Source organism: Butyrivibrio sp. AD3002 (genome assembly GCF_000420905.1).
In the GTDB taxonomy this organism is placed as follows: Bacteria; Bacillota; Clostridia; order Lachnospirales; family Lachnospiraceae; genus Butyrivibrio.
In genome coordinates, this window is the sequence record NZ_ATVV01000010.1 from 1 (window position 1) to 25,958 (window position 25,958).

25 protein-coding genes are annotated in these 25,958 nt (G+C 42.1%); 22 read left to right on the forward strand and 3 right to left on the reverse strand.

What is annotated here, in order from left to right:
* From G596_RS0108460 to G596_RS0108490, 7 genes are all read left to right on the forward strand, one after another.
* A partial coding sequence (locus G596_RS0108460) for a transposase (RefSeq protein WP_022761406.1) occupies positions 1-269 on the forward strand: 269 nt, incomplete at its 5' end.
* 348 nt (positions 270-617) lie between these two features.
* The gene (locus G596_RS24750) at positions 618-1,742 is read left to right on the forward strand and encodes a hypothetical protein (protein WP_155829210.1); all 1,125 of its coding nucleotides are present in this window, start codon (positions 618-620) and stop codon (positions 1,740-1,742) included.
* Between the two features lie 145 nt (positions 1,743-1,887).
* Positions 1,888-2,379, forward strand: coding sequence for a LytTR family DNA-binding domain-containing protein (locus G596_RS21485; RefSeq protein ID WP_022761408.1), 492 nt, complete (start codon positions 1,888-1,890; stop codon positions 2,377-2,379).
* Positions 2,372-2,815, forward strand: a complete 444-nt coding sequence (locus tag G596_RS0108475) for a DUF3021 domain-containing protein (protein ID WP_022761409.1) — start codon at positions 2,372-2,374, stop codon at positions 2,813-2,815. Before G596_RS21485 ends, G596_RS0108475 begins: the two co-directional genes overlap by 8 nt.
* 129 nt (positions 2,816-2,944) lie before the next feature.
* Positions 2,945-3,724: a CheR family methyltransferase gene (locus tag G596_RS0108480; protein ID WP_022761410.1), complete on the forward strand. Its 780-nt coding sequence runs from the start codon at positions 2,945-2,947 to the stop codon at positions 3,722-3,724.
* Positions 3,725-3,737: 13 nt separating this feature from the next.
* Positions 3,738-4,709, forward strand: coding sequence for a phage tail tip lysozyme (locus tag G596_RS0108485; RefSeq protein WP_022761411.1), 972 nt, complete (start codon positions 3,738-3,740; stop codon positions 4,707-4,709).
* Positions 4,710-4,738: 29 nt separating this feature from the next.
* Positions 4,739-5,218 (forward strand): hypothetical protein, encoded by a 480-nt coding sequence (locus G596_RS0108490; protein WP_022761412.1) that lies wholly within the window; start codon positions 4,739-4,741, stop codon positions 5,216-5,218.
* A gap of 48 nt (positions 5,219-5,266) precedes the next feature.
* Here the strand turns inward: G596_RS0108490 and G596_RS0108495 are convergent, their stop codons facing one another.
* Entirely contained in the window at positions 5,267-5,527 is a 261-nt protein-coding gene (locus G596_RS0108495; protein ID WP_022761413.1) for a hypothetical protein, read from the reverse strand.
* A gap of 303 nt (positions 5,528-5,830) precedes the next feature.
* Between G596_RS0108495 and G596_RS23685 the strand changes: the two genes are divergently transcribed.
* From G596_RS23685 to G596_RS0108555, 12 genes are all read left to right on the forward strand, one after another.
* Positions 5,831-6,289, forward strand: coding sequence for a CAP domain-containing protein (locus G596_RS23685; protein WP_022761414.1), 459 nt, complete (start codon positions 5,831-5,833; stop codon positions 6,287-6,289).
* Positions 6,290-6,420: 131 nt separating this feature from the next.
* Positions 6,421-8,115, forward strand: coding sequence for a DUF3502 domain-containing protein (locus G596_RS0108505; protein ID WP_022761415.1), 1,695 nt, complete (start codon positions 6,421-6,423; stop codon positions 8,113-8,115).
* A 165-nt stretch (positions 8,116-8,280) separates the two neighbouring features.
* A complete protein-coding gene (locus G596_RS0108510) occupies positions 8,281-9,423 on the forward strand; it encodes a glucose-1-phosphate adenylyltransferase (protein WP_022761416.1) in 1,143 nt (380 codons plus the stop codon).
* Positions 9,423-10,541, forward strand: a complete 1,119-nt coding sequence (glgD, locus tag G596_RS0108515; protein WP_022761417.1) for a glucose-1-phosphate adenylyltransferase subunit GlgD — start codon at positions 9,423-9,425, stop codon at positions 10,539-10,541. Before G596_RS0108510 ends, glgD begins: the two co-directional genes overlap by 1 nt.
* Before the next feature lie 98 nt (positions 10,542-10,639).
* Positions 10,640-12,061: an amidophosphoribosyltransferase gene (locus G596_RS0108520; RefSeq protein ID WP_022761418.1), complete on the forward strand. Its 1,422-nt coding sequence runs from the start codon at positions 10,640-10,642 to the stop codon at positions 12,059-12,061.
* Between the two features lie 215 nt (positions 12,062-12,276).
* Positions 12,277-12,555 (forward strand): HU family DNA-binding protein, encoded by a 279-nt coding sequence (locus tag G596_RS0108525; protein WP_022761419.1) that lies wholly within the window; start codon positions 12,277-12,279, stop codon positions 12,553-12,555.
* Positions 12,556-12,700: 145 nt separating this feature from the next.
* Positions 12,701-14,269: a helicase HerA-like domain-containing protein gene (locus G596_RS0108530; protein ID WP_026671254.1), complete on the forward strand. Its 1,569-nt coding sequence runs from the start codon at positions 12,701-12,703 to the stop codon at positions 14,267-14,269.
* A gap of 15 nt (positions 14,270-14,284) precedes the next feature.
* Positions 14,285-16,213 (forward strand): hypothetical protein, encoded by a 1,929-nt coding sequence (locus G596_RS0108535; RefSeq protein ID WP_022761421.1) that lies wholly within the window; start codon positions 14,285-14,287, stop codon positions 16,211-16,213.
* A gap of 2 nt (positions 16,214-16,215) precedes the next feature.
* Positions 16,216-17,277 (forward strand): glycosyltransferase family 2 protein, encoded by a 1,062-nt coding sequence (locus G596_RS0108540; protein WP_022761422.1) that lies wholly within the window; start codon positions 16,216-16,218, stop codon positions 17,275-17,277.
* A 30-nt stretch (positions 17,278-17,307) separates the two neighbouring features.
* Complete coding sequence (locus G596_RS21495) at positions 17,308-17,847, forward strand: hypothetical protein (protein WP_022761423.1); 540 nt, start codon at positions 17,308-17,310, stop codon at positions 17,845-17,847.
* A 140-nt stretch (positions 17,848-17,987) separates the two neighbouring features.
* Entirely contained in the window at positions 17,988-19,472 is a 1,485-nt protein-coding gene (locus tag G596_RS0108550) for a methyl-accepting chemotaxis protein (protein ID WP_022761424.1), read from the forward strand.
* A 14-nt stretch (positions 19,473-19,486) separates the two neighbouring features.
* Positions 19,487-19,738, forward strand: a complete 252-nt coding sequence (locus G596_RS0108555) for a hypothetical protein (protein WP_022761425.1) — start codon at positions 19,487-19,489, stop codon at positions 19,736-19,738.
* A 30-nt stretch (positions 19,739-19,768) separates the two neighbouring features.
* Here the strand turns inward: G596_RS0108555 and G596_RS23690 are convergent, their stop codons facing one another.
* Positions 19,769-20,809, reverse strand: a complete 1,041-nt coding sequence (locus tag G596_RS23690) for a CPBP family intramembrane glutamic endopeptidase (RefSeq protein ID WP_022761426.1) — start codon at positions 20,807-20,809, stop codon at positions 19,769-19,771.
* A gap of 115 nt (positions 20,810-20,924) precedes the next feature.
* Here G596_RS23690 and G596_RS0108565 point away from each other — a divergent pair, with 115 nt between their 5' ends.
* Entirely contained in the window at positions 20,925-21,653 is a 729-nt protein-coding gene (locus G596_RS0108565) for an SEL1-like repeat protein (RefSeq protein WP_022761427.1), read from the forward strand.
* 209 nt (positions 21,654-21,862) lie between these two features.
* Here the strand turns inward: G596_RS0108565 and G596_RS0108570 are convergent, their stop codons facing one another.
* Entirely contained in the window at positions 21,863-23,131 is a 1,269-nt protein-coding gene (locus G596_RS0108570) for a hypothetical protein (RefSeq protein ID WP_022761428.1), read from the reverse strand.
* A gap of 134 nt (positions 23,132-23,265) precedes the next feature.
* Between G596_RS0108570 and G596_RS0108575 the strand changes: the two genes are divergently transcribed.
* Both G596_RS0108575 and G596_RS0108580 read left to right on the forward strand, forming a co-directional pair.
* A complete protein-coding gene (locus G596_RS0108575) occupies positions 23,266-24,285 on the forward strand; it encodes a TRAP transporter substrate-binding protein (RefSeq protein WP_022761429.1) in 1,020 nt (339 codons plus the stop codon).
* A 131-nt stretch (positions 24,286-24,416) separates the two neighbouring features.
* The gene (locus G596_RS0108580) at positions 24,417-25,808 is read left to right on the forward strand and encodes a PhoH family protein (protein WP_022761430.1); all 1,392 of its coding nucleotides are present in this window, start codon (positions 24,417-24,419) and stop codon (positions 25,806-25,808) included.
* Positions 25,809-25,958 lie beyond the last annotated feature (150 nt).

Genomic DNA, 25,958 nt, shown 5'->3' on the forward strand with positions numbered 1-25,958 from the left:
AAAACAGAACCATAAGAATAAACGAAGAACTGACCGCTATGCATCAGGAGGTTATAAATAATCTTGAAAGCATCCAGGGAGCACTCCTTAGAATGAACAGATCCATTCAAGCGGAAGGTACTTTCGGAATCATAAAAAATGATCGTTGGTATAAAAGAATAGTCCGAAAAGGAATAGAATCCGTAAAACTTGAGGTTCTTTTGGTTTCAATAGGTCATAACTTATATAAATATCACAATGAAAAGATGCATCTCCAAGAAGCTGCCTGAGTTTAAAAAGTTTGTAGTTCTTGGGGAAAGGGGTATTATACTCTGTTTTTGCCAGAAACAACATGCCTCACAAAAAATGATATAAAAAGGGAGCTGGAAAAATGATTATCTCATTTTTTCACAGCCCCTTTTTGTGTGTAGGAGATGATTGATTTGTAATCTTCGGAACATAAATATTAACTACTCGTAAACCAGCCGAAAAATTTATATAAAGCTATGACCGTTTAGACACGGGAAACGACCGCTTAGACAAAATCTATTGAACATATATAACCGTAAGATATCATTTAGTTATTCTGATACTACTTGTAAATCGATTATGAGGAAAGACAGGAAAGGAAGCGGCCTATGAAAAGAAGATTTTTTAGAATGATATCGACGGTCATGACATTCGCAATGACCGTGTCTATGGCTTTTGTAACTATGGATGGGATACATGTGCATGCAGATATGACAGCGTGTGGACAAAACCATGATACAAATTTATATCAAAAACGAGTGATTTCCCAAACAGGCACATCACATACTTACCGATACTTTTGTCCTGAGTGCAATATGCTTCTTGATGGTACACAGACTTATAACCTGGGGTTTGATACAAAAACAACAGAACACCATTCTGATTATCCTAATGCAACCATCACCATAACAAACAGTTCATACCATACATACAGTGGTACATGTGATGTATGTGGGGCATACAGCATTGGTGAGGATCATAAATTTGATGACAAGGGCATATGTACGGTTTGTAAATATGATAAGAATAATCCAAACGGTAATGAGTCATCTTCAGGATCAGGTGGAGCAGAAGGTGCCGGGGGTAATTCCGGAGCTGGCGGTGGTAATTCTGGAGCTGCCGGGGGTAATTCCGGAGCTGCCGGCGGTAATTCAGGTTCAGGAGGACAAAATGATGATGGAGGAGCCGGTGGCGGCGATGGCGCTACATCACAGAATGGGCGCAAGATTGCAAGTATACCGCAGGTGAATAATCCTGTATATAATGGCAAAACACAGACAGGTGTTGCTTCCGGAACCGGATATACAATTACCGGTAATAAAGGAACAAATGCCGGTAGTTATAAAGCTACAGCGAAACTTAAGAATGGTTATACATGGCCGGATGGAAGCAAAAAGAATAAATCCTTTAAATGGAAGATTAAAAAGGCTCCGAATCCGATTGCTATAAAGACACACAAGAATTATAAAGTTAAATATTCAAAGATTAAAAAATCGAGTCTCGTAGTTCCGTATGGCAAGTTGTTCAGGGCATCCAAGGCTATAGGTAAAAAGAGATATTTCATAGTAAAGGGAAGTAATGTAGCAAGTGTAGATAAGAGCACGGGAAAAGTTACTATCAAGAAGGGTGTAAAGAAAGGAACTTATGATATCACTGTTAAGGTTACAGCACAGGGAGATAGAAATCATGAAAAGGGAGTTGTCACAGGGACTTTTAGAATAACAGTGAAATAAGGGGGCTCTTTCATGTACGTATTTTAGTTTTGAACCATAGTGAAATATAGTATAATTGTGAGAGAAATACATGTTTTTCCTGGCAATATGTTTTCATAATGAAGACTAAAATATAACGTATAAATCGGAAAGTGTTTACTCCCATATGGATGATAGAATAAACATTCGCTTCGAATATGCCCCTGAGCATGATAAGCCGCAGGTGATAATCAGAGCCAGTGAAAAGAATGAACTGGTAGAAAACATTATAAAGAGTATCGAGCAGTATGCACTCGGGAATATCATGTCCAAAATAGTAGTTCAGGACAGGGATAAGGAGATACTAATTGAGATTAACGATATTATTCGTATATATACCGAGAGCAGAAAGCTGAAGGTGTGTACCATGGCGGGAGTATATGAAGTAAGGGGAGCGCTGCGCGACTTGGAAGACAGGCTTGATAAAAGTTTTTTTGCACGAATAAGCCGCGCAGAAATAGTTAATATTAAAAGGATTTCAGGGTTTGATCTGAGTATTACCGGTACTATTCATGTATCCTTTGAAGATGGAAGCGAAACCTGGGTCGCGAGACGCTTTGTCAAGGACTTGCAGAAGAGGCTTAGCTTTATGCGAAGAGGTGGTGAGTATCATGAATAGATTGATAAAAAAAGGAATTGTTTTAGCAACAATAGGATTTTGGATAGGACTGGCTATTGGTGTTTTCATAAGCTTTTTGGCTAATGGTAATGCGGATGGCCCTATGGTGTTTACCGGCGAAATCTTTTTGAAACTTTTGGCAGGAGGAATATACGGCGCTATACCCATGGGGGGAAGCGTTATGTATGAAATAGAGGAGTGGAGCATTTTTAGAGCAACTGCGACCCATTTTGTTATAACTTTTTCGGGATTCATTATACTTGCTGCTGTGCAGGGGTGGCTAAGACTTGATAATCCTGTATTTTGGATAATTTCAGTGGCTTTTCAGGTATGTTATTTTCTCATATGGCTGTTTAATTATCTGGCATATAGGAAGTATATCAGAGAGATGAATGATGATATTAGAGCGATACGCTCAAATAAGCAGATAAACTGAATTAGTTATATTTACATAATTATGTTTATATATATTTAATTTTACATTCATCTATGATGTGGGCTACAATGAAAATAGTGATAATCGCTTAATTTTCTTACGTATCAACTTATAAGGGGGTTATAAGATATGGCAGTTGATTATGAGTGGTTTAAAGGCGAAGTTTATAAGCTCACAAAAATTGATCTTAATGCATACAAAGAAAAGCAGATGAAGCGCAGAATTGATACGCTCATCGGTAAGACAGAATGTAAGGGTTATGATCAGTATATGGATCTTATCAAAAAGGACCAGACTGCAAGAGAAACCTTTATTACTTATCTTACAATCAATGTTTCCGAGTTTTTCAGAAACATCGATCAGTGGAATTTGATGGATAAGCAGATGGTGCCGGAGCTGATGAACAGGTTTGGTAAGAATCTGAAGATTTGGAGTGCTGCCTGCTCTACAGGTGATGAGCCATATACGATTGTCATGCTCATGTCCAATCATGTACCGCTCAATCAGATAAATGTCATGGCATGGGATATTGATACCGTAGCACTTGCGAAGGCAAGAGCGGGTGTCTATGATGCCAAGGAAGTATCGGGCGTTCCGGCTGACCTTAAGAAGAAATATCTTACGCAGGAAGGCGATAAGTGGCGTGTTTGCGATGATGTCAAAAAGCGTGTAAACTTTAAGCAGGCAGATCTTTTGAGAGAGCCTTATCCGAAGGATTATCACCTTATTGTATGTCGAAATGTACTTATCTATTTCACAGAGGAAGCTAAGGACGAGATTTTCAGAAAGTACTATGCTTCTCTTGCTCCCGGTGGAGTGCTGTTCATAGGTAGTACAGAGCAGATTATAAATTATAAGGAGATTGGCTTTATCAGAAAGAGCTCATTCTATTACGAAAAGCCGATGTAAAAAGGGGAAATATATGAAAAAAGTTTGGGGAAAAATAATACTGGGGACAATATGTATATTAGGATGCAGTCTGTTTGCGCCGAGTATTGGCGCAAAGGCTGCATCTTTGCATGGAAGTAGCAATGAGGAAAAGATTTTCTTTTTCCTGAGAGAAGAAATGAATTTCAACAATGCTGCCGGTGCCGGTGTTCTTGCAAATATTGAGAAAGAATCCTCGTTTAGGACAAATGCATTATCTGATGGTGGTACAAGCTATGGTATTTGCCAATGGCACGCAGAGAGAATGTCAAGACTTAGAGCCTGGTGTGATGACCACGGGTATGATTGGGAGGATCTGGAAGGGCAGCTCTATTACCTTGAATATGAGCTGGACACGTATTATCCATACACATGCTCGGTTCTTCGTGGGGTGAAAAATTCAAAATCAGGGGCTTATAGAGCGGGACATGATTGGTGCTACTATTTTGAAGTACCTGCGGACAAGGAGGAACGGGCCAGGGAAAGAGGCGAGCTTGCGCGTGATTATTACTGGCCAAAGTATAAAAATGTAAAGACCAAGCTTCAGAAGGGTAAAACCTATGAAACTGATATAGGCATTTTTAAGGCAACGGGAGATTTTGAGGTCACATTCTTAGAGATGACTGATGAAGAAGTGACTTCTCTTGAAATACCGGGAAAAGTCAAGATAGGTAATATTACCGCCAAAATAACGGCGATCTCTCCAAGGGCTTTTGAGGATAATGAAAACCTTGAAAGCGTAACAATAGGAGGGAATGTAACCAAAATAGGAAAGTGTGCCTTTGCAGGCTGCTCGCATCTTAATGAAATTACAATCAAGTCAAAGAAAATAAAAACCTTCGGAAAGGCCTGCTTTAGAGACATAAGTGAAACTGCTGTATTTTATGTCAAGAAGGCTGTTAAAAAGAAATATGCCAAAAAGCTGAAAAAAGTGGCACCTGAAGGCATTGAGATTCAAAAATATTAAGTATACTTTTCTTGTGAGGTAGGACTTATATGGAGCATAACAAGATATATCTGGTCTATTCACTTTTCATATTCCTTGTAGGCATGGGATTTTTTACCGCAGGAGAGTTTAACAGGCCGCCTAAGCCGGAACTCAAGGATCCAAATTTATTGGGGCATGAGGATGAAGAAAATGGAGAACAGGAAGGCCCCGGGACGGCTGAAATATCCGGAGAAGATATTCAGATGCCTGTACCTGAGCCTGAAGAACCAACCATAGAAGACATTGCTCTTGAGACGGACGAGGAGGGTGCAGTCGAGGAAGAGGCTGAATCCGAAGAACAGGCAGAGGGTGAAGAGGAAGAAGTCGGACCTCCGCTTTATGACGGTCACGAGGAGGAACGAATAGAACTAATTAAGGAAAACTACATCGCACAGGAAAAATATGACAGTTCCAGATGGACAACCTACGTAGGGTTCATGTTCTGGGCATTATCAATTGTTTGTGCAATCCTATATTTCAGAAGCTAAAAACAAAAGAAAAAGGCTATATCCGTAAGTTGCGGATATAGCCTTTTATTATGCTCTGGTTGGTTTCCAGGTTATCTCGTAAAAACTTTCCATTATTTTTCTGAGCTCATTCATCATGGAAAGACATGCACTATTCTCATCGGTATATCTCATAAGACCGATCTTTTTCTTATGATCCAGGAAATACACTTCCCAAAATTCTTTATTCTTGGTCAGACACACTCTGCCGTCACGCTCTTTACCAATCTTGTACAGTTTGGATGGAACGAGGTGTTCTTTGAAAAAACTCTTTAACTCTTTTGCTGTCATACCTTCCTCCAATATGCAATCCACAATGAGATAATAAAAATAACTATTTCATGTAGTATTTAAAACTACATATACATTACCACAAAGGAAGCAGACTATCAAGTATTATTAAAATCAAGTGAAATTTTTTCTAAAAATTGTCAATTATCCGACTATTTATTGTATATAATCATGAAAATGATATAATTCGGCAAAAATTTACAGGAATTTTATAATTTTTTTGAAATTTTTGTACGATAATATATTTATAAAAATATGGTCGCCTACATGGAGATTATTATTTTGTTGAGGGGGAAATTGAATATGAGTATAACAAGGATCAGGCTACTTAAGCTTCATTTTATTTTGTGTATCACAGTTATGATTTTTGTATCGGGCGGTATCACCGCGAGGGCAAAGACGGTAAATACCGGTGAGGTGGTTGTCTACATGAATGCGCTCAGAGGTGAATTAGGGCTTCCTGCTTTTGCTGTATCGGATTCGCTTAACCAGTCCGCAGCTATCAGAGCAAGCGAACTGCCGGCGAGATTCGATCACACGAGACCTGACGGAAGCGCATGGTATACAGTTGGTTCCGGCATCTATGGCGAAAATCTTGCACGCGCGGACAATGATGAGAAAAAAGGAACGCTGAATATAATGGCGGCCTGGTATCGCAGCCCGTCTCACAGGGCAAATCTTTTGAGCAAGTCCACGCAGATAGGAATTGCCTGCTACGAGGATGCAAACGGAGTGGCCTATATCGCCTGCGAATTTAATTGAATACTATGGGAAACAGCTATTCTTCCTTTACGAAAGGATGGCTGTTTTTTTATATAAATATAATAATTCCCATCGCTGTTTTATGACATAATTAAATTGTATATGTAGTTTACGTAATCAGGAGTGTTTTTATGAGTAGACGGGCACTTTCCGCAATTATTAGCTTAATACTTGTGCTCGGTACGGCAGGGTGTAATGAAGCGGTTCCTCCGAATGAGCCTGCCGAGCCTACTGCTTCAGAGCAGGAGGGCGGTTTTGTTGTGTCCGAAGAAATGCAGAACGGGACTGCCGGCATTTCACTTACAGAGAGTGAAGAAGAGGGCGGTTTTGATACTTCAGGTATTGATACCTCGGAGCATGTTGTCATAACTTATCTTACGACAGGAGATAAGCCGGTTGGAGAAGCGGCTGAAAGACTCAGGGAGACCATAGCTGAGCTTAATGAGACACTTAATGAAAAGGTCAATGCAGAGCTTAATATTGATTTTGTGGAATGGGATAATTACCTCGAAAACTATAATGAGAAGCTGGCATTGCTTGATGGAAGCGTAGATCTGGTGGGAGCCTCGACAGACTGGCTTGACGGATGGATCAATGCTAAAAAAGGTGTCTTTTTACCTCTGTCGGAAAATATGCTGAAAAAATATGCGCCCCTTACCTATGAGTCAGTTACACCTGAACATTGGGATATGTGCAAGTACAATGACGATATTTATTTTATGCCCGAGGATAATTATACCCAGTGGACAAACCATGGATTTATCTATCGTATGGATTTTGCAAAGGAACTGGGGCTGGAAGACGGCATTACAAACTGGGAAGAGTTAACCAGGTATCTGGAGAATGTCAGGAGTATTCATCCTGAACTTAAGGAAGTATGGGATGCTGATGGTACCCAGTATCTTAATATGGCAGAGGGATGGATAGTTTCCCATAGCGATTATGTACCTATTCAGGGGCTGTGTTCATCCAATCTGTGGGGCGGGACATTGGAAGATCCTTATACATTATATGTTCCTGCAATGCAGGATACGGATATGCTTATTGAATATGCAAGGCTCATGAAAGAGTGGGATGCCAGGGGAGTGTGGCCTTCGGATGTTATGACGAACAGCAGCGCTGATAATCGCGAGGAATACAGAAAAGGACAGGTTGCACTGGAACAGCATCACACACAGACCTATGTAAATCTTTGCTCAAAGACGGGTGAAAATATTCTATATCAGGACAATCCGGATGCAAGCTCAGGATTCTTTTACTTTGGGCAGGAAAACGGGAACCTTGTTGCACAGATTATCACTCACGGTGCCATGGCGGTTTCAGCGGCATCTGAAAATCCCGAGCGCGCACTTATGGTATATGATCTTTTGCGAAACGATCCTGTCTGCTATAGACTGATATGCTATGGAATAGAGGGAGTTTCTTATTCGATAAACGAGCAGGGGCTTCGCGATCAGCCTGAAGGCTATAATCCGGAAGCTGACAATATATATGACATAACCAACTTCTGGTGGGGCAGAAACGACAATAATGAGATTCGCGACGCAAAGACCAACTGGGATACGGTAGATGAGCTTTACACAGCCTATGAGAAAAAGAAGATGGATTATCCCTATGGGCAGTTTGTTCCGGATGAAACCGAGATAGAAGGCAAGATAGAAAAGTGTAATGAAATTTACAATAGTTATATGAAACAGATTTCTTACGGAAAGTATGATGGTACAGCTGAAGATATCGTGACAAAAATGCAGGATGAGCTTGCACTTGAGGGGATTGATGATGTTACGGCTGTTTTACAGGAACAGATAGACGCATTATATAAGTGATCATTTTATGCAAACATGATTGATATGAAAACCGGAGTGTAAATTCTCCGGTTTTTTTATGTCAAAAATGGCCGAAAAGCACGATTTTTCATTGAAAACATTGTGCAAAACACTTAGAATATAAGTTATAAAGTTTTTATAAATATAGAGAGGGGAATATACAATATGGCTCAGACTAATATGCTGGCTATGATCCTTGCAGGTGGCAGGGGAAGCCGACTCCACGAGCTCACAAACAAGGTTGCAAAACCTGCTGTAGCATACGGAGGAAAATACCGCATTATTGATTTTCCGCTTAGTAACTGTGCGAACAGTGGAATTGATATTGTCGGAGTCCTTACTCAGTACGAATCGGTACTTCTCAACAGTTATGTTGCAGCCGGCGGACGTTGGGGACTGGATACAAAGGACAGCGGAGTATTCGTTCTGACTCCGAGAGAAAAGGCAGATTCCGGACTCGATGTTTATCGCGGAACCGCTGATGCAATTTCACAGAATATTGATTTCATCGATGCATACGATCCGGAGTATCTTCTTGTTCTTTCCGGAGATCACATCTACAAAATGAATTATGATAAGATGCTCAGATTCCACAAAGAGCATAAGGCAGATGCGACCATCGCTGTTCGCGGCGTTCCGAAGAAGGAAGCAAGCCGTTTTGGTATCATGAACACTGATGGCAACGGACGCATTATAGAGTTCGAGGAAAAGCCCGCTAAGCCTAAGAGCAATCTGGCTTCCATGGGTATCTATATCTTCAACTGGAAGACCATGCGCAAGATGCTTATCGAGGATATGAAGAATCCTGATTCCAGCCATGACTTTGGTAAGGACTTTATCCCTGTAATGCTCAATGAAGGCAAGGGACTTTATGCTTATGAGTTCTCCGGTTACTGGAAGGATGTCGGAACAATCGATTCTCTTTGGGAAGCTAATATGGATCTTCTTGACAGTGAGAACGAGCTTAATCTTGATGATACATCCTGGAAGATTTATTCAGAGGATGTCGGAATGACACCTGCATATATCGCAGAAACGGCCAAGATTGACAGAGCTTATATCAATCAGGGTTCTGCTATCGGAGGAGAGGTTAAGAACTCAGTTATTTTTGCCGGAGCAAAGATCGGACCCGGAGCAAAGGTTATAGACTCTGTTCTTATGCCTAATGCTTCAGTCCTGGAAGGTGCTACGGTTACCAGATGCCTTGTGGCAGAGGGGGTACGCATTGGCAAGAATGCTGTTGTCGGAAGCAAAAAGAGCGAGGAAATCCTCCTTGTTGCAAAAAGTGTAAAGGGGGATGATAAATAATGGAAAATAAGGCATTTGGCGTGATCAATTCCGCCGCTAATTATATTCGCGTTGAGGGACTTCATGATTACAGACCTATAGGAGCTTTTTCATTCCTTGGAAGATTTCGTGTAATCGATTTTCCTATTTCCAACATGAGTAACAGTGGATTCGACAGAATTCAGGTATGCCTCAACAGCAGACCCAGATCAATAGTTGAGCACATCGGCTCCGGACGTCACTACAACATCAACTCCAAACGTGGTGCAATCCAGATGTTCTTTACGCAGAACAATGGCGCAAGCTCAATTTACAACACTGATATCAATGCCTATATTGAGAATATGGAGCAGATCGAGCGTATGCCTCAGGACTACGTTGTTGTTGCTCCAAGCTATATGATCTACAAGCAGGATTATCAGGCACTCCTTGATGAGCACGTAGCATCAGGGACAGATATTACACTTCTCTATCACAAAGTAGATCAGGCTAAGGAATATTACAGAGCTTGCAATACAGTGACTCTTAATAAGCAGAAGGGTATCGAGTCAATCGAGCGCAACATGGGTACGGCTAAGGAAAGAAATATCAGCATGGATACCTATGTTATGAAGAAGGGGATTTTCATTGATCTCATTAAGAAGTCAAGAAAAGAATCCTCTGCATATTCTCTGGCTGATATGATCGCCCTTTCATGCAAGGATCTCGATATAAGAGGATTCCAGCACAGAGGTTTCTTCGCAGCGATAACTAGTCTCGATGATTATTACAGAGCTAACATGGAGCTTCTTGATTATGGTACTGCAATGGAATTCTTCAGACCTGAGTGGCCTATTTATACAAGAACTACAGATGCATGTCCTACTCAGTATTTCCACGGCGCGAAGGTTACAAATTCTATGATATGTAATGCATCGCTCATCGAAGGAACTGTTGAGAACTCCATAATCGGACGTAATGTTCACATCGGTAAGAATGCGGTAGTAAGAAATTCAATTGTTCTTGCTTACAATAACATCGCTGATGGCGTGCATATCGAGAATGCTGTAATAGATAAGTGGGCTGATATAAGAAACGTGAAGAGAGTAGTTTCTGATTCGGTTACACCTGCCTATGTAAAGAGAAACGATATACTGTAACGTTTAAAAAATAAAACTAAATTTTAGCCACACATGGAACTTCCTTTATGATATTATTGAACACGTAGTGTTTAAATAATCATTATCGGGAGGTTTCCATGGGTGGTTTTTTTGGCGTAGCATCGCGTGAAAGCGCAGTTTTTGATCTGTTCTACGGAACTGATTATCATTCTCACCTCGGCACTCGCCGGGCAGGTCTCGCTGTATATGACAGGAAGAAGGGCTTCGATCGTTCCATACATAATATCGAGAGATCGTATTTCAGACCTAAATTTGAAGAGGATATGTTAAAAATGGAGGGACATCTCGGAATCGGCTGTATTTCCGATTTTGAGCCGCAGCCTCTCATTGTTCGTTCTCACCATGGCACTTATGCCATAACTACGGTCGGTAAGATCAACAACATTGAAGAGATTACCAATAAGCTATTTGCGGACAACAGATCGCATTTCCTTGAGATGAGCGGTGGCGATATAAACCCCACAGAGCTTGTTGCTTCCATCATTAATCAGAAGGTTACGATTGTTGAGGGCATTAGATATGCGCAGGAGATAATTAAGGGATCGCTCACAATGCTCCTTATGACTCCGGAGGGCATTTATGCAGCCAGAGATAGATTCGGTAGAACACCGGTTGAAATCGGCCATAAGGATGAGGGATATTGTGTATGCTTTGAGAGCTTTTCATATCTGAATCTGGGTTATGATCCCTACAGGGAACTCGGCCCCGGAGAGATTGCTTTCATCACACCCGAAAGTGTAGAGATAGTAGCTCCGGCCTTTGATGAAATGCGTATCTGTACCTTTCTGTGGATCTATTACGGATTTCCTGCTTCGACCTATGAGGGACTAAGTGTTGAGAATATCAGATACGGCTGCGGAAAAAAGCTTGCTCAGCGTGATATGCAAAGGGGACTGCATCCCGACCTTGTTGCAGGGGTACCTGACTCCGGAGTTGCTCATGCCATCGGATATTCGAATGCTTCTGGAATCCCGTATTCAAGACCGTTTGTAAAATACACACCCACCTGGCCGAGATCATTTATGCCCACAATTCAGTCAAGACGTGACCTCATCGCCAAGATGAAACTAATTCCCGTTAATCAGTTGATAAATAATAAGAGTCTTCTTCTTATAGATGACTCGATAGTAAGGGGTACTCAGCTTCGTGAGACAACTGAGTTCCTTTACAAGAGCGGTGCAAAAGAAGTTCATATAAGACCTGCATGTCCTCCGCTTATTTACGGCTGCAAATACCTGAATTTCTCCCGTTCGAATTCGGAGATGGAGCTTATCACAAGACGCGTCATTGAGAAGCTTGAAGGATATCCGAAGCCGGGTGAAGAGACTGTACGTAAGTATACCGATCCGGATTCTCCCCAATATGAGGCTATGCTTGAGGAGATAAGGAAAGAGCTTAATTTCACATCCCTTCACTACCACAGACTGGATGACATGGTGGAGGCTATACCGATCGAACCCTGCAAGCTGTGTACCTATTGTTGGAGCGGTAAAGAGTGATTCCACCTTCTGAAAACCCTTGAATCACCTTATTTTGCAAGTTTCAATATCTGTTTTTCACAAGAATAATCAGACTTTTTTGACAGATATCACTAAAAACGGCTTAAATACGGAAAAATCCGACTTTTTTTGTCAAAAAAGGCTTGTTTTTAGGCTTTTTGGGTGCTAGTATAGTCAATGTAGTTAAATTTTCTTATATTTGGAGGAAAACGATTATGAACAAGACAGAATTAGTAGAAGCAATTGCAAAGGAGACAGGTCTTTCTAAGAAGGATTCTGAGAAGGCTGTAAAGGCTTTCGTTGACGTTGTTTCAAAGCAGCTTAAGAAGAAGGATAAGGTTCAGCTTGTTGGCTTTGGTACTTTCGAGACTACAAAGAGAGCAGCTAGAACAGGTAAGAACCCTCAGACTGGCGAGAGCATCAAGATTCCCGCTTCTGTAGCTCCTAAGTTCAAGGCTGGTAAGGCTCTTAAGGATCTTGTTAATAAGAAATAATTTAAACTTCAGAAACAGCCGGTAGTCGTAAGACTACCGGTTTTTTCAATTAATCAAAAATTGTTTATGTTTGTTGTTTTGCTGAAGATTTGTAGTTAAAATAGTAAGTAGATTGAATTTAAGCATAACGTTGGAGGGTATGGAAATGTTTAAAGACAGTAAGGTGTGGGTAGCAAAAGCAGACAATGGGGATGATTTATGCCTTTTGCCGAAGATGGCAAACAGACACGGACTGATTGCAGGCGCAACCGGTTCAGGTAAAACGGTTACACTTAAGGTTCTTGCGGAATCCTTCTCCGATATGGGTGTTCCGGTATTTCTGGCCGATGTTAAGGGCGATCTTGCAGGAATGATCCGCGAAGGCTCAGGGATGGAAGAGAGAATAGAGAGATTTTCTCTTGCAGGAACAGGCTACGAATACAAAAAGTATCCTGTTACTTTCTGGGATCTTTTCGGAGAGAAGGGAATTCAGCTTCGCACCACTGTTTCTGAGATGGGACCTATTCTTTTGTCCAGAATTCTTGGACTTAACGATCTTCAGAGCGATATCCTCACAATTGCATTCAAAATAGCGGATGATAACGGGTGGTTTCTGTTTGATACCAAAGACCTGAAGGCTCTTTTAAATGAACTCTCAGAGAACAATAAGGAATATGCCGCCAAGTACGGTAAGATGAGTCCCGTATCCATAAGCGCGATCTTAAGAAGCGTTGTTGCATTGGAGACACAGGGGGCCGAGACTTTCTTCGGAGAGCCTGCGCTTAATCTCACCGATTGGTTTACAACAGATACGAACGGAAAGGGAATGATCAATATTCTTGATTCCGAGAGCCTTATAAATAACGGCGTTTTATATTCAACCTTCCTTCTCTGGATGCTCTCAGAGCTTTTTGAGACGCTTCCCGAGGTGGGAGATATGGAGAAGCCCAAGATGGTATTCTTCTTTGATGAAGCGCACCTTCTTTTCAAGGACACCTCCAAGGCCCTTCTTGATAAGATAGAGCAGGTCGTAAAACTTATTCGCTCCAAGGGAGTCGGTGTTTATTTCATCACTCAGAATCCGAGAGATATTCCGGACGGAGTTCTTGCACAGCTCGGCAATAAAATACAGCATGCGCTTCATGCCTATACTCCCGCAGATCAGAAGGCTGTTAAGGCCGCTGCGGATTCCTTCAGGGAGAATCCCGAGTTTAAGACTTATGATGCTATCATGGAACTTGGAACGGGAGAGGCTGTTGTGTCCTTCCTTGATGAGAACGGTACGCCGGGAGTTGTCAGACGTGCATTTATTCTTCCTCCTATGAGTAAAATCGGAGGAATTGACGACTCTGAGAGAGACAGCGCAATAAAGGGAAGCCTTCTCTACAGTAAATATGCAAATGCAGTAGATTCCGATTCTGCGTATGAAATGCTTCAGAGAAAGGGAGTAATGCTCGCAGAGGAAGCTGCTAAGGCTAAAGCTGAGGCAGAGGCTGCAAAAGCAAAGGAGAGAGAAGAGGCAGCCAAGGCAAAAGAAGAGGAGCGTGAAAAGCAGAAGACAGAAGCTGCAAAGAAGCGCGCTGCAAAATCCGTTGCTTCAACCGTGAGCGGCACAGTGGGACGTGAAGTAGGTAAAGCTGCCGGCAAGGGTTTCGGAAAGTTCGGAAAGACACTTGGAGGCAACATCGGAGCAAGCCTCGGCCGAGGAATTATCGGTACTTTGTTTAAACTATAATCTGGAGACATACACATGTGGCTGCTAATTCCAACAGCATTTTTTCTGACGGCATCTGTTCTTGCCGTTAAATTCAAAGAGAGCATATGCGATACCATAGCCATGACAGGTGCAATGCAGATACTTGCATTGTACCTTCTGGCTGTTATCGGGGAAATGAGGGCTATTTATGTAATAGCTCTTTTGATAATAGCCTTTTTTGTGCTGATTATTTATGCGGAGCACTGTATAAAGGAGGCATCGCTTGCATCCAAGGTTGTGAACATTAACAGCAAGAAAAGGGTATTTCGAAGATGTTTAAAGGTATTCTTTAAACCCTCTGTAATTACCTTTATCCTTGTTTTGACAGCTGTTACCTATCTTACAAAGGACCAGATTTTCACCTGGTGGGATGATATCAATTTCTGGTCATCTGATGCTAAACAGTTATTTTATCTGAACAGGTTTCCCGGAAAATACGGCAATGTTTCACCGGAATTCGGAGATTATCCGCCGGTAACGTCGCTATTTAAATGGGTCTTCCTGCAGATAAGTCCGGGCAGATATATTGAAGGACTCCAGTTTGCCGGCTATTTTGCGTTAAACGCAGTTTTTCTTATGCCTCTTGTAAAAGCAGTGAGGGACAAGCTTTCAGCGCCGGCAACTCTGCTTGCATTTATGGTCCCGGGAATTGTAAACGGGATTATCTTTTACGGAACTCCGGCTGATATCACTATGGGCATCATATATGGAGCTCTGCTGTATGCCATCTGGGACAAAAGAGACCATGCAGGTCTTTTTTATTACGGAAGGATTGCGCTATATGCAGCGGTGCTGTTCCTTACGAAATCTGTCGGTATCGAGTGGGCACTCTTTGCACTTTTGTTCTATTTTATGCTTGGATACAAAGAGAGAGGAATAATCTTCGCGTCACTTTTTTCGGCATCCTTTTACGGAAGCTGGCTTCTGTTCTGTCTGATAAACAGGAGAGTGGCCAAGGCTACGGGACTTGGAATAAAAATGGCAACAGGTTCCTATTCTGTCCCCGCTAATGCACTTGATAAAGCCAGATACTTTTTCCTCGGGCTTTGGACCATGCCGATGCATGCTGATCACAATATAACCTTTGACCTTCCGATAGGCGCGGTGATAATCCTTATCTTTGCTGCTTTTATTGTTATGGTAAAAAAGGGAATAATAGCAAGGGAGCAGGCGAAGCCGATAGGAATTTTCCTTTTGATATCAGCGATTATTTCACATGCAATTATTTTCATTGCACATATTTCGCTTTTTCAGGCTGAGGATCAGTATCTTGATGCCTTTGCTATGACAAATTCGATAGCAAGATATGGGGCACCTTTTACTATAGGCGGCATATATCTGCTTGCGGGAATGGCTTTTACGAAGGCGAGAAGATATGAGAAGCTTTCGGAAAAATCCGATGATCCGGATAACAATAAAAAAGCGCTTCTGATTTACATCGCGTTCGCAGCTTTTGTGCTTCTTACGGCAGATTATAAGGGTATGTATAAGTATCTTGCGGGATATAGAACAGAACTTGCCGATAATAAGACGTACAACGGCGATATGATAGACGATGGCGGAGAGATGTTTATCGAAGCAGTTTACGGACACAGAGACCTCTGGGGACACAGAGTATTGAATCTTAGGAGCGGTGAATCCAATCACTGGGTACATGATACCTATATAAGCAAGGAAGCATCGCCTGTTCCGGCAGTATATGATACACTTACAGAGGCTGATACAGTAGCCACTATATGTGAAAAAATATCAAGCAGTCATGCTGAGTATCTCTTTGCGGAAGCACCCTCTGTTGGGGAAGAGACTATGGCAGAAACTTTTAACACCATCACGGAAGGTGAGGAATATTTTAAATTCTGGAAGATATACAGGATAGAAAAATCAGGAAACGATATTAAACTATACCCTGTTTATTTATATTAAATATGGAAAATAAGACAATACCGATTATAATCCCGGCCTATGAGCCGGATGAAAAGTTAATAAAGCTTCTTTCCGACCTGAAAGCATCGGAGCTTAAACCTGTTGTAATAGTGGATGACGGCTCGGATAAGGATACCTATGGACAACTCTTTGAGACGGCCAAGTCTGAATATGGGGCAGTTGTCCTTCGACATGCAGTCAATATGGGTAAGGGAAGAGCACTGAAGGATGCCTTCAATTACTGCTTGAATGAGTATCCCGATATGATAGGAGTCATAACCGCTGATTCCGACGGACAGCATACAACGACAGATATCACAAGGGTCAAGAGAGAGCTTTTGGAAAACAGCGATGCTCTGATTTTAGGGTGCCGAAATTTTGATGAGGGCGGAATTCCCGCGAGATCCGTGTTTGGAAATAAAACCACCAGCAAGGTGATGGGTGTCCTGACCGGAGTAAAGGTGACTGATACACAGACCGGTCTGCGTGCGATTCCTGCGGGATTTATGCGCTACCTTTTGAATGAAAAGGGTGAGCGTTTTGAGTTTGAGACAAATATGCTCTTAGCCACCGGTTATCTGGGGATTCCGATAAGGCAGGTGGATATACAGACAATTTATATTGAGGAAAATAAATCCAGCCATTTCAGACCAATAAAGGATTCGCTTATTATTTATGCGGTGTTCTTTAAGTTTATTATTTCCTCGCTTTCGTCGAGTGTAATAGATATGCTTATGTTTGCTCTGTTTTGCAGACTTTTCAGGAATGTCGAGGACCTTTTTATAGGATATATTCTGCTCTCTACGATACTGGCAAGAGTGATATCCGCCACCTACAATTTTATGGTTAATTACAAGGTGGTATTTAAGGGGAGAGGAAACAAATTCCTTGCTGCAGCCAAATATCTGCTGCTTGCCGTTGTTATAATGCTGCTTAGCGGCTACGGAGTTACCTTTATTCACGGCTTCTTTGAATCGGCTCCGGAAGTATATGTGAAAATCCCGGTGGACACCGTATTGTTTTTGCTTAGCTTTGTTATACAGCGCGAATTTGTATATAAATAAATGACTTAGGTTTTGTTGGAGATTAGAGTAATGGATAATCGTCTAAATAGAAAACCACGCAGAAAAAAATCAAAGAGCTACTACATGGGGATAATGGTTCTTTTTATCATCTGCGTGATGTATATGATAATGTATCCCCAGTTTGGTCCATCGAATGAGGGGAATAATGCCGGAAGTAGCAGCTCTGAGCTTTCAAGCTACGAGCCTGCGGAAAATTCAGCGCAGCTCCTTACAGACGATGCAAAAAGCGATGCCAAAAGTGCAGCAGAGGCTGCTATATCAGCAATTGAAGAGCGTGATGGGAAAACCTACAACTTCCGCTATCCTGACCGCTTATCCGGCCATTTCGAAAAGCATGGGGCGGAAATGGGCTTTTCTTCAGAGGAAGAATATCTTGAAGGAGCCAATGCTCTTATAAACAATCCGGAGGCTCTTCACAAGACTGAAGCCGAGGACGGTGATGATATTTATTATCTTGAATCAACCAATGAAATCGCCTTTGTTTCCACAGACGGATACATCAGAACCTATTTTATTTGCTCAGGCAAAGCTTATTATGACAGGCAATAGGTTCGATTTATAAAGTAATTATAAAGAGAGAATATCCTTATTTAGTAAAAATTTAGAACTGAATTTCGTCTATTCTGATAAAATATTAAGTGTGAGAGTATTTGTAACAATTGTTTGCATTTATATATCAGGAGGACAATATGGATAAGAACCAATTCTCCCGTGTCAATCAGCGAGCGTTTACGGTATGCCTAATTATTGTGGCTACTTGTGCACTCGCTTTTTTGTTTGAGGGTGTTACGGTAGGCTTTTCCGGCGGAAGAATCCTTGAAATAGCTTCCGTTGTGATAAGTATTGCGGTAATGTGCGTAGCGATGGCGAAGTTCAGGGAAGGCCGTATCGGTTCTTCGATGATCATGATTGGTGCAACGGTTACTTTCGTTGTTGTAATGGCTGTCGAAGGTCAGCTCTACTATGTTATGTTCGGACTTCCTATTCTTGTATGCGGAATCCTTTATATGAACAAGCGCATTATAATAGGCGGAAGTTCGGTAATTCTGCTTATGTATGTCATCACCGCCCTAAGAGTCCTTTCGAAGGGGGAAAGAAGCGGTACAGAAATAGCACTTACCGGAATTGCTACAATACTTACGATTCTGGCATCATATTATACGATGAGCCTCTTGAACGCCTTTAATGAGGAGCATTTTGATACTATTCAGGAAAATGTAAAGGTTCAGGAAGCAGCAAGTCATGATATGGGAAAAATCGCGAGACGTATTTCCAGGCATTTCGACAGCGCTCAGGGTACTATAGCGGAACTCGAGTCGATTATTGAAAATACAAGCTCCGGAATGAAGGATATAGCAAGCTCTACAGAGAGTACCGCAAATGCCGTAACGGATGAAGCCCAGAAGGTGGCAGAGATAAGAGAGCAGACACAGGTTGCGGATTCTCAGAGACAGCAGATGATAGAAGCTTCGCATAGTACCAAGGAGACGGTTGCTGAAGTGGCTCAGACCATCGAAGTTTTGAGAGACAAGGCAAGAGGCGTCCGCTCTGCCAGCCAGATTACTGCCGAATCTACTAAGGCTGTTCTCAACAAGGTAGAAGAGGTTCAGAAAATTCTTGGTTCGATCATGGCTATTTCAAAACAGACGAACCTCCTTGCACTTAATGCTTCAATTGAGGCTGCCAGAGCGGGAGAAGCCGGAAAAGGCTTTGCGGTTGTTGCAGATGATATCAGACAGCTTTCTGAGCAGACTAATAATGCATCCAATGAGATTACAAAAATTATCGGTGAACTTACAGAAGATGCAAATAAGGCCATGGAGAGTATAGATAATACGGTTGAGTCCGTGGAATTGCAGAATCAGGTAATCCGTGATACCGCTTCCTCATTTGAGACGATCAATCATAATTTCGAGGATCTGATTGATAAGATCAGTGATATCGGAACCAGTATGGAGATGATTGATAATTCCACAAATGAGATAAATGATAATATTTCTAATCTGTCCGCCACAAGTGAAGAAGTTGCTGCACTTTCCAATGACGGACTAAAGAATGCTCAGGAGGCGGTTTTGAAGTTCGAAAGCTTCAGAGAATCCCTGGATGGTATTTACAAGCAGGCACAACGTCTCAAGGAGATTAACTTTGATGCGGATGACTCTGATGACGATTGATTAAGGAGGTTAATATGAGAGTATTATTTGCTGCAGGACGTGTTCGTGAAGTTACAGATGTCGAAGTAGTCGGCATGGATGTCGGCGATGGCCAGATTATTGGAACACAGGTGAATTTTATTATGGCAAACGGAAACAAGGTTGAGTATATCTACAGTCAGGGTGTACCGATTGAGGAATCCGGTCAGAAAGCCGTAGAATTTGTTCAGGAATTATATAAAAACGGCTATGCAGACTTCTCCCAGGAAGTTGTAGAAATGCTCTAAAATCTTGTTTTTTTCATAAAGAGAAACAGATCAGATCGCAAAATTTAACAGTATAGTTATGATAATGCACGCGATGATGAGGCTTATCATTCCTACATTTAAAACGGAGTCCTTACAGAATTTGTCCTGAATCGGAGTATTTGGGGAATTCTGTAGGAGACTTCCTTTTTTTACGTAAAAAATCAGCATGATAAGGCCTATTATAGCGACGATGTACTGAATCACGGAATAAATAATGGAACCCGTATTGGAGGGTGAAAGATTGGGATCAATCAGCATCGGCACAAAGGCTCCGAAGAAATTGAAGGTACAGTGCATGATGATGGTATAGATCAGTTTCCTTGTGTAAATATATACATAACCAAAAACAATTCCCAGCGCAAAAGCATAGAAGAACTGGAAAACATTGGTGTGTATAAGTCCGAAAATAAACGCGGATATAATGATGGCATTCCATTCACCATAGCGCCTGCAGTAACCGATCACTGCATATCTGAACATGATTTCTTCAAAAATCGGAGCAAGTACAACGCTGAGAAGAAAGACCATAGGAAGTGACATATTTGTGAGAGTGGATGACAGAACATCAGTCATGTCCTGTCCGGTAATGCTGCCCATTATTACTGCAAGTATCTGCCCTATAAGGGAGCCGATTATTCCAAGCGGAAACATGTACATGATAAATCTGAAAAATTCTCCCGGGGTAAGCTTCCTTCCCTGAGCCTTCTCCTCAGGAGTCATAAACTGCATACCCTTAAGCGGAAGAAGATCCCTGGTAGCCGGAGCGTTTAAGATGATTATTGAAATCGGAACAGCAATAAGGTATCCCGAGCACATGGTGATTAAGGTTGTGAGAGTGGTGTTAGTCCGGAATTGTTCTATAAGCTGCATATAAAGCTCCATGTTCAGACCGTCACCTGTTTGCGGGGAAGCGCTCAGATACGAGAAGTAATTAACGAAGATATATATAAACATTGCTGCAGCTACAACAACTACGCTGAGTATATTGGAGAAAACCACATAAAAGAGAATTGAAAAACCAAGGTGCGAGAATTTCTTTTTTACAGACATAAATAAACTCCTTTTGATATGAAAAGTAAGTATGTATTTATCATATCCGTTTACGAAATTATACGAAATAAAGTCAAGGGTGTAAAGAAACCCCTTCTGTGATATTATAACATCTATGAAAGAACGGGACGAATCAAGAGTCGGCATCAGAAGAACCAAGCGTGCTGAATACCGACGGGAGCTTAAAAAGTTTATAAGTGAAGGAAAAGGCCACTACAGATGCAGATTTGCTGAGGCTGCCTATGAGCTTGGCGATATGTACCGAAAGGGAATCGGAGGTACGGCGGACATATCACAGGCCTATTATTACTATTTGCAGGCAGAGTACGCGGTTATCTTAAGGCTCCAGGTCAGAAGAAACAGTGAGGATGAAGCGTTTATAGCCAAAATCAGACTAGCGCTCACAAGCCTTCGAAGAAAGCTTGGCTACGGCAGTGAGAGACTCTACTGCAGTACACATCCCTTTGTGCTTTATCAGGCTCTTGAAGGCGGCTATGAGATTATGATTTCCTTCAGACGAATGAAGAGCGGCAGGATTAAGATTATAGGAGCCAGAATACCCAAGGCAGGCGCGGACGAATGTAAGAGGTCCAGGATGCTTGTCACTTATGACAGATTCCACTATTGCGAGCTCAAGGATTTCGTTATTACCTATGCACAGAATGTTCAGGGCTTGTGGTATGAGAATTCCGAGGATTGTATCAGGGTTGATGCGATTACACTGGTAATGGATGAGATAAAGGGAAACCGCTGTGAATTTTATTATCATGGGAAACTGGTTGCTTATATTTGGGCAGAGGATTACGTGGTAAGTTCGGGTAGACCTAGGTATATCAGGTTCTGAGAGGAAACTGGTTTATTAAAAAATTATAAAAAACGCCTTAAAATCACTTTTTTCGGGTTGTATTATTGCGAAAGTGTGATAAAATCTAATTATATTGATGGGTGAGATATTTTAGTGCAGGCAGGACCTGCTAAATAAATCGTTCTGCGGTTTATGTATTTATGAGGGAGAAAGAGCCGATGGTTTTTACCACCGGCTCTTTTGTGCAATTATGATTCGTTTTCAGCTGCTTCCATGACGCTCTCAATCTTATTGTGCAGCCAGACAATATCCTGATCAAAGGCTTTCAGCAAAGCTGATGAATATTTGGATTTTCTTATAGCATCGGTTTTTCTCACATCGGATAGAAGAGACTTGAGCTCATCAATATTCTCAAGAGTTTCTGTCATTTCTTCCTTCAGAGAAGCAGATCCGCGTATGCAGCCATCCAGAACACTTCCTATACGGCTTCCCTTATATAGTATCTCACGGGCGGAGGTCATTATATCAGATCTGAAAACCTCCAACGCTTTCAGGTAATCAGCCTGAATAGCATCCTGTTTATCAAGTGTCTCCCTGAAATCCTGATTGAGTCTGGAAAGACTTTGAATCAATATATTCGTGTAGTTGGTGCTCTGCCTGTAATACTCGTTGCTGGCAGAGGAGTACATATCCGCGTACCGGGAAGCATCTCTGTGAGCGGATTCTATGGTGTTTACGGAAGACCTTACTGTTCTAAAGCCATTTTCCAATGCACCGAGCTCTGCATCAAGGGCAGCAGAGATATCATGAATCTTCCTGGACAGATCTCCGACCTCAGCGGCAACCTTCGTGGAAAAGACCCTGCTTTCTTCGTTCATATGAGTGGCATCTATAGTTGTATTAAGCGCCAGAAGATCAGCCTCCGATGCCAGGGCTTCGAGCATTTCTTTTTTCTTTGAAAGGCTTTGTACCTGCTTGTGGTACTGATCGAGGGATGAGAGTGTGTACTCAACGGATTTTTTTAATATGTGTGAAAAGGATGAGTAGCTGCGTATCTGCGCAACAAGCTCGGAATCTGGCATATACTCGGCAGAGAGCTTTGGCAGGTTTATCTGCGGAATCTCTATCTCATCGCTGAGCTCCGAATTGTCGGGGAGCTCAGGTAGATTATCGGTTGTCTCCTTTATGGATGAAAGAGCCTCGCGTACCTTTTCTATGGTTTCGTTTAAAGTGGCAACATCGTCTATATGCCCCTTGGTATCATCCACGATGTCGGAGAGCATTTCCTCGAGTTCATCAAAGCTCTCATCCTGATCCGATGAAAAGGATGAAAGGTCACTTTCTATTTGGTCTCTTCTTCCTCTTAAAGCTGTGGGAATGTCACGAATAGGGGAAATGAGGTCTGAGAGCTTTTTCCGCTTGACCACTTCCTGCCTGCTGATGGTAGGAGCAAACTCTTCGAGCGGCACATAATTATTATCAAGTTCATCATCATATTTTCTGCCAAAAAGCGCCAAAGTTCTATGCTCCTCCCCACGGAAATAATAACTTATAAACTCATTATATCATAATATTTTTAGAATAAATTAATTGCATTTAAGGTATGGTTTACCTAAGATTAATGATAGTAAAAAATATGGAGAAACCATATATGACAAGGCTTTTGACATTATATAAAAAGGTAATTATACCGGCTTTTATAATTATTCTATGTACGTTCGCACTTGCAGGCTGCAAAGGCTCTTCTGCAGGGGCGGACGGCGTCAGCACGATTAAAATTTGTGTAGCTATGCCCCGGGATGACTTCAGATGCGACTATGTCAGGCAGTTTGCATCTGATGTTGAGACCGGCACGCAGGGGCGCGTTAAATGCGATGTTCACTACCAGGATGAATACGGGGACCAGCTGCTTATCTATGATGATATGAAAAAAGGAAAGGTCGATGTTTCGATCATAGCTGCACCCTATTTTACTGATATAGTTCCTGAGGAAGGAATAACCGGACTTCCTTATCTTTTCACAGATCATGAGACTGCATGGGAATTTTCCGAATGTGACATCAATAGAGAGGTGGATGACAAGCTTGAAAAGAGAGGCTTTAAAGTGCTGAGCCATTACTGCGGATCCTTCAGAAATCTGTCCAATTCCGTTCGCCCGATCAATACTCCCGAGGATATGAAGGGACTAATAATAGGAACCGTTAAGAGCAAGACCCTGATGGATATGTTTTCAGTGCTTGGAGCAACCTCCTACAGTTATGTGAGCTCTGAACTATATGACAATCTGAACAGAAGGACTTTTGACGGAGCCGACTGGTCAGCAACTACCTTCTATACAAACGAATACTATAAGATTCAGAATTATGTTGCAGTTACCAATCATGCGTATAATTTATGGAACATGGTTATGAGGACAAGCGTGTACAACAGTCTGAGCGAAGAGGACAGAGCTGTCATTGATGCTGCAGCCAAGGTATCCGCGGAGGGAGAGCACGAGGCGGTTCATCAGAATGAAGAGGATATTTTTAAGAAGCTTGAGGAGCTTGGACTTGAGGTTACATATCCGGATCTCAAGCCGTTTATAGAGGCGACCGAGAAAATTCGCGAGAATTACTCAGGTGATTTCAAGGATGTTTACGCCAAGACCAGACAGTGGCTGGATAACAGGTAATCACTAATTATAGTATTTTTTAGTATGAACAAACCCAAAATATGGTATAATTCTTACATAGACGTAAGGGTTATACCATTTTTTGTGATATAGCATCACACGTCTAAACTAAACAGGATGGGGGGAAGTGCATGAAAAAAATCTATGTACTCGATACTAATGTCCTCATTCAGGCGCCACATGCTCTGCGGTGCTTCGATGACAACGATGTTGTCCTGCCGCTGGTGGTACTTGAAGAATTGGATACGCACAAACGCGACGAGGGTGAGCGCGGTGCCAATGTCCGAGAAGTAATCAGGTTACTTGAAGAACTGAGAAAGGAAGGAGATCTTACAAAGGGAGTAGAACTGCAAGACGGAGCGATCCTTAGGGTAGAGAAAAACTATAAGGATGTAGAGCTTCCCAAGGATATGGTGGAGTACAAATCCGACAACCGTATTCTCAGAGTTTGCAAAGGGCTCTCGGATACACATAAGGAGCAGGTAATCCTTGTAACAAAGGATATTCTGATGCGAATAAAGGCACAGCTCCTCGGGATCCAGGCTCAGGACTTTACAACTGAACAGGTAGTATCAGGTGACGATCAGTATGCCGGAAGAATAAGGGTATACGCACCGGAAGAGAATTTTAAAGAGTTTAGAAGAAAGGGAGTACCGGTTGATGTAGTTTATATCTGCGATGAAAACGGAGATAAGATCAAGCCGGAACTCTATGAGAATGAATTTGTAGTACTTCAGAGCGACCAGTCCACCAATAAGACACAGATGGGCAGAGTCGATCACGGAGTTATCAGAAAGCTTGAATTTGAAAAAGCGCAGCCCTACGGCGTAACGCCCAGGAACGCAGGTCAGTACTTCCTTCAGGAGGCGCTGATGCAGCCCGCGGACAAGGCGCCGCTGGTTATAGTTAAGGGTATGGCGGGTACAGCCAAGACCTTCTATTCATTGGCAGTAGGTCTTGAGAAGATGATAAACAGACCTACGGGAGAGTACAGAAGAATCCTTGTCTGCAGACCGAATTCCCAGTTTGATGACGATATCGGATTTTTGCCCGGAGATGAGCAGGAAAAGATAGGACCTCTTATGAGACCTATAATCGATAACCTTGAACAGCTCATCGATTCGAGCGAGGAAGAGCGCTATAACGATGAGAAGGAACTTCAGGATAAGACGGATGAGATCTTTGAGAGAGGAATCGTTCAGACTGAAGCCCTTAACTTCATCCGAGGCCGTTCAATCCTTAAGACCTACCTCATAATTGACGAAGCCCAGAATATGACGCCGGCTCAGGCGAAGGGCATCATCACCAGAGCAGGTAAGGATACCAAGATAATTCTATTGGGAGATCCCAATCAGATAGACAGACCTTTCCTTGATGAGAGGACAAACGGTCTATCCTATGCTTCCGAGCACATGAAGGGCTCCGAACTCTGCTGGCAGATTACACTGTCTACAGAAGAGTGCGAGAGATCCAGACTTGCTATGGACGCCATCGGAAGAATGCGAGATAAAGTGATATTATAAGTGTCAGCGAATACATAATGCCTTCCCCCACTGGGGGAAGGTGTCAACGAAGCTGACGGATGAGGGGAAGCTCCGGTATGCCGGAGCTTTTTTTTGTTGTAAAAAACATCCTATAGCCGTAAAATCATTATAAACATCGCAATTTATCAA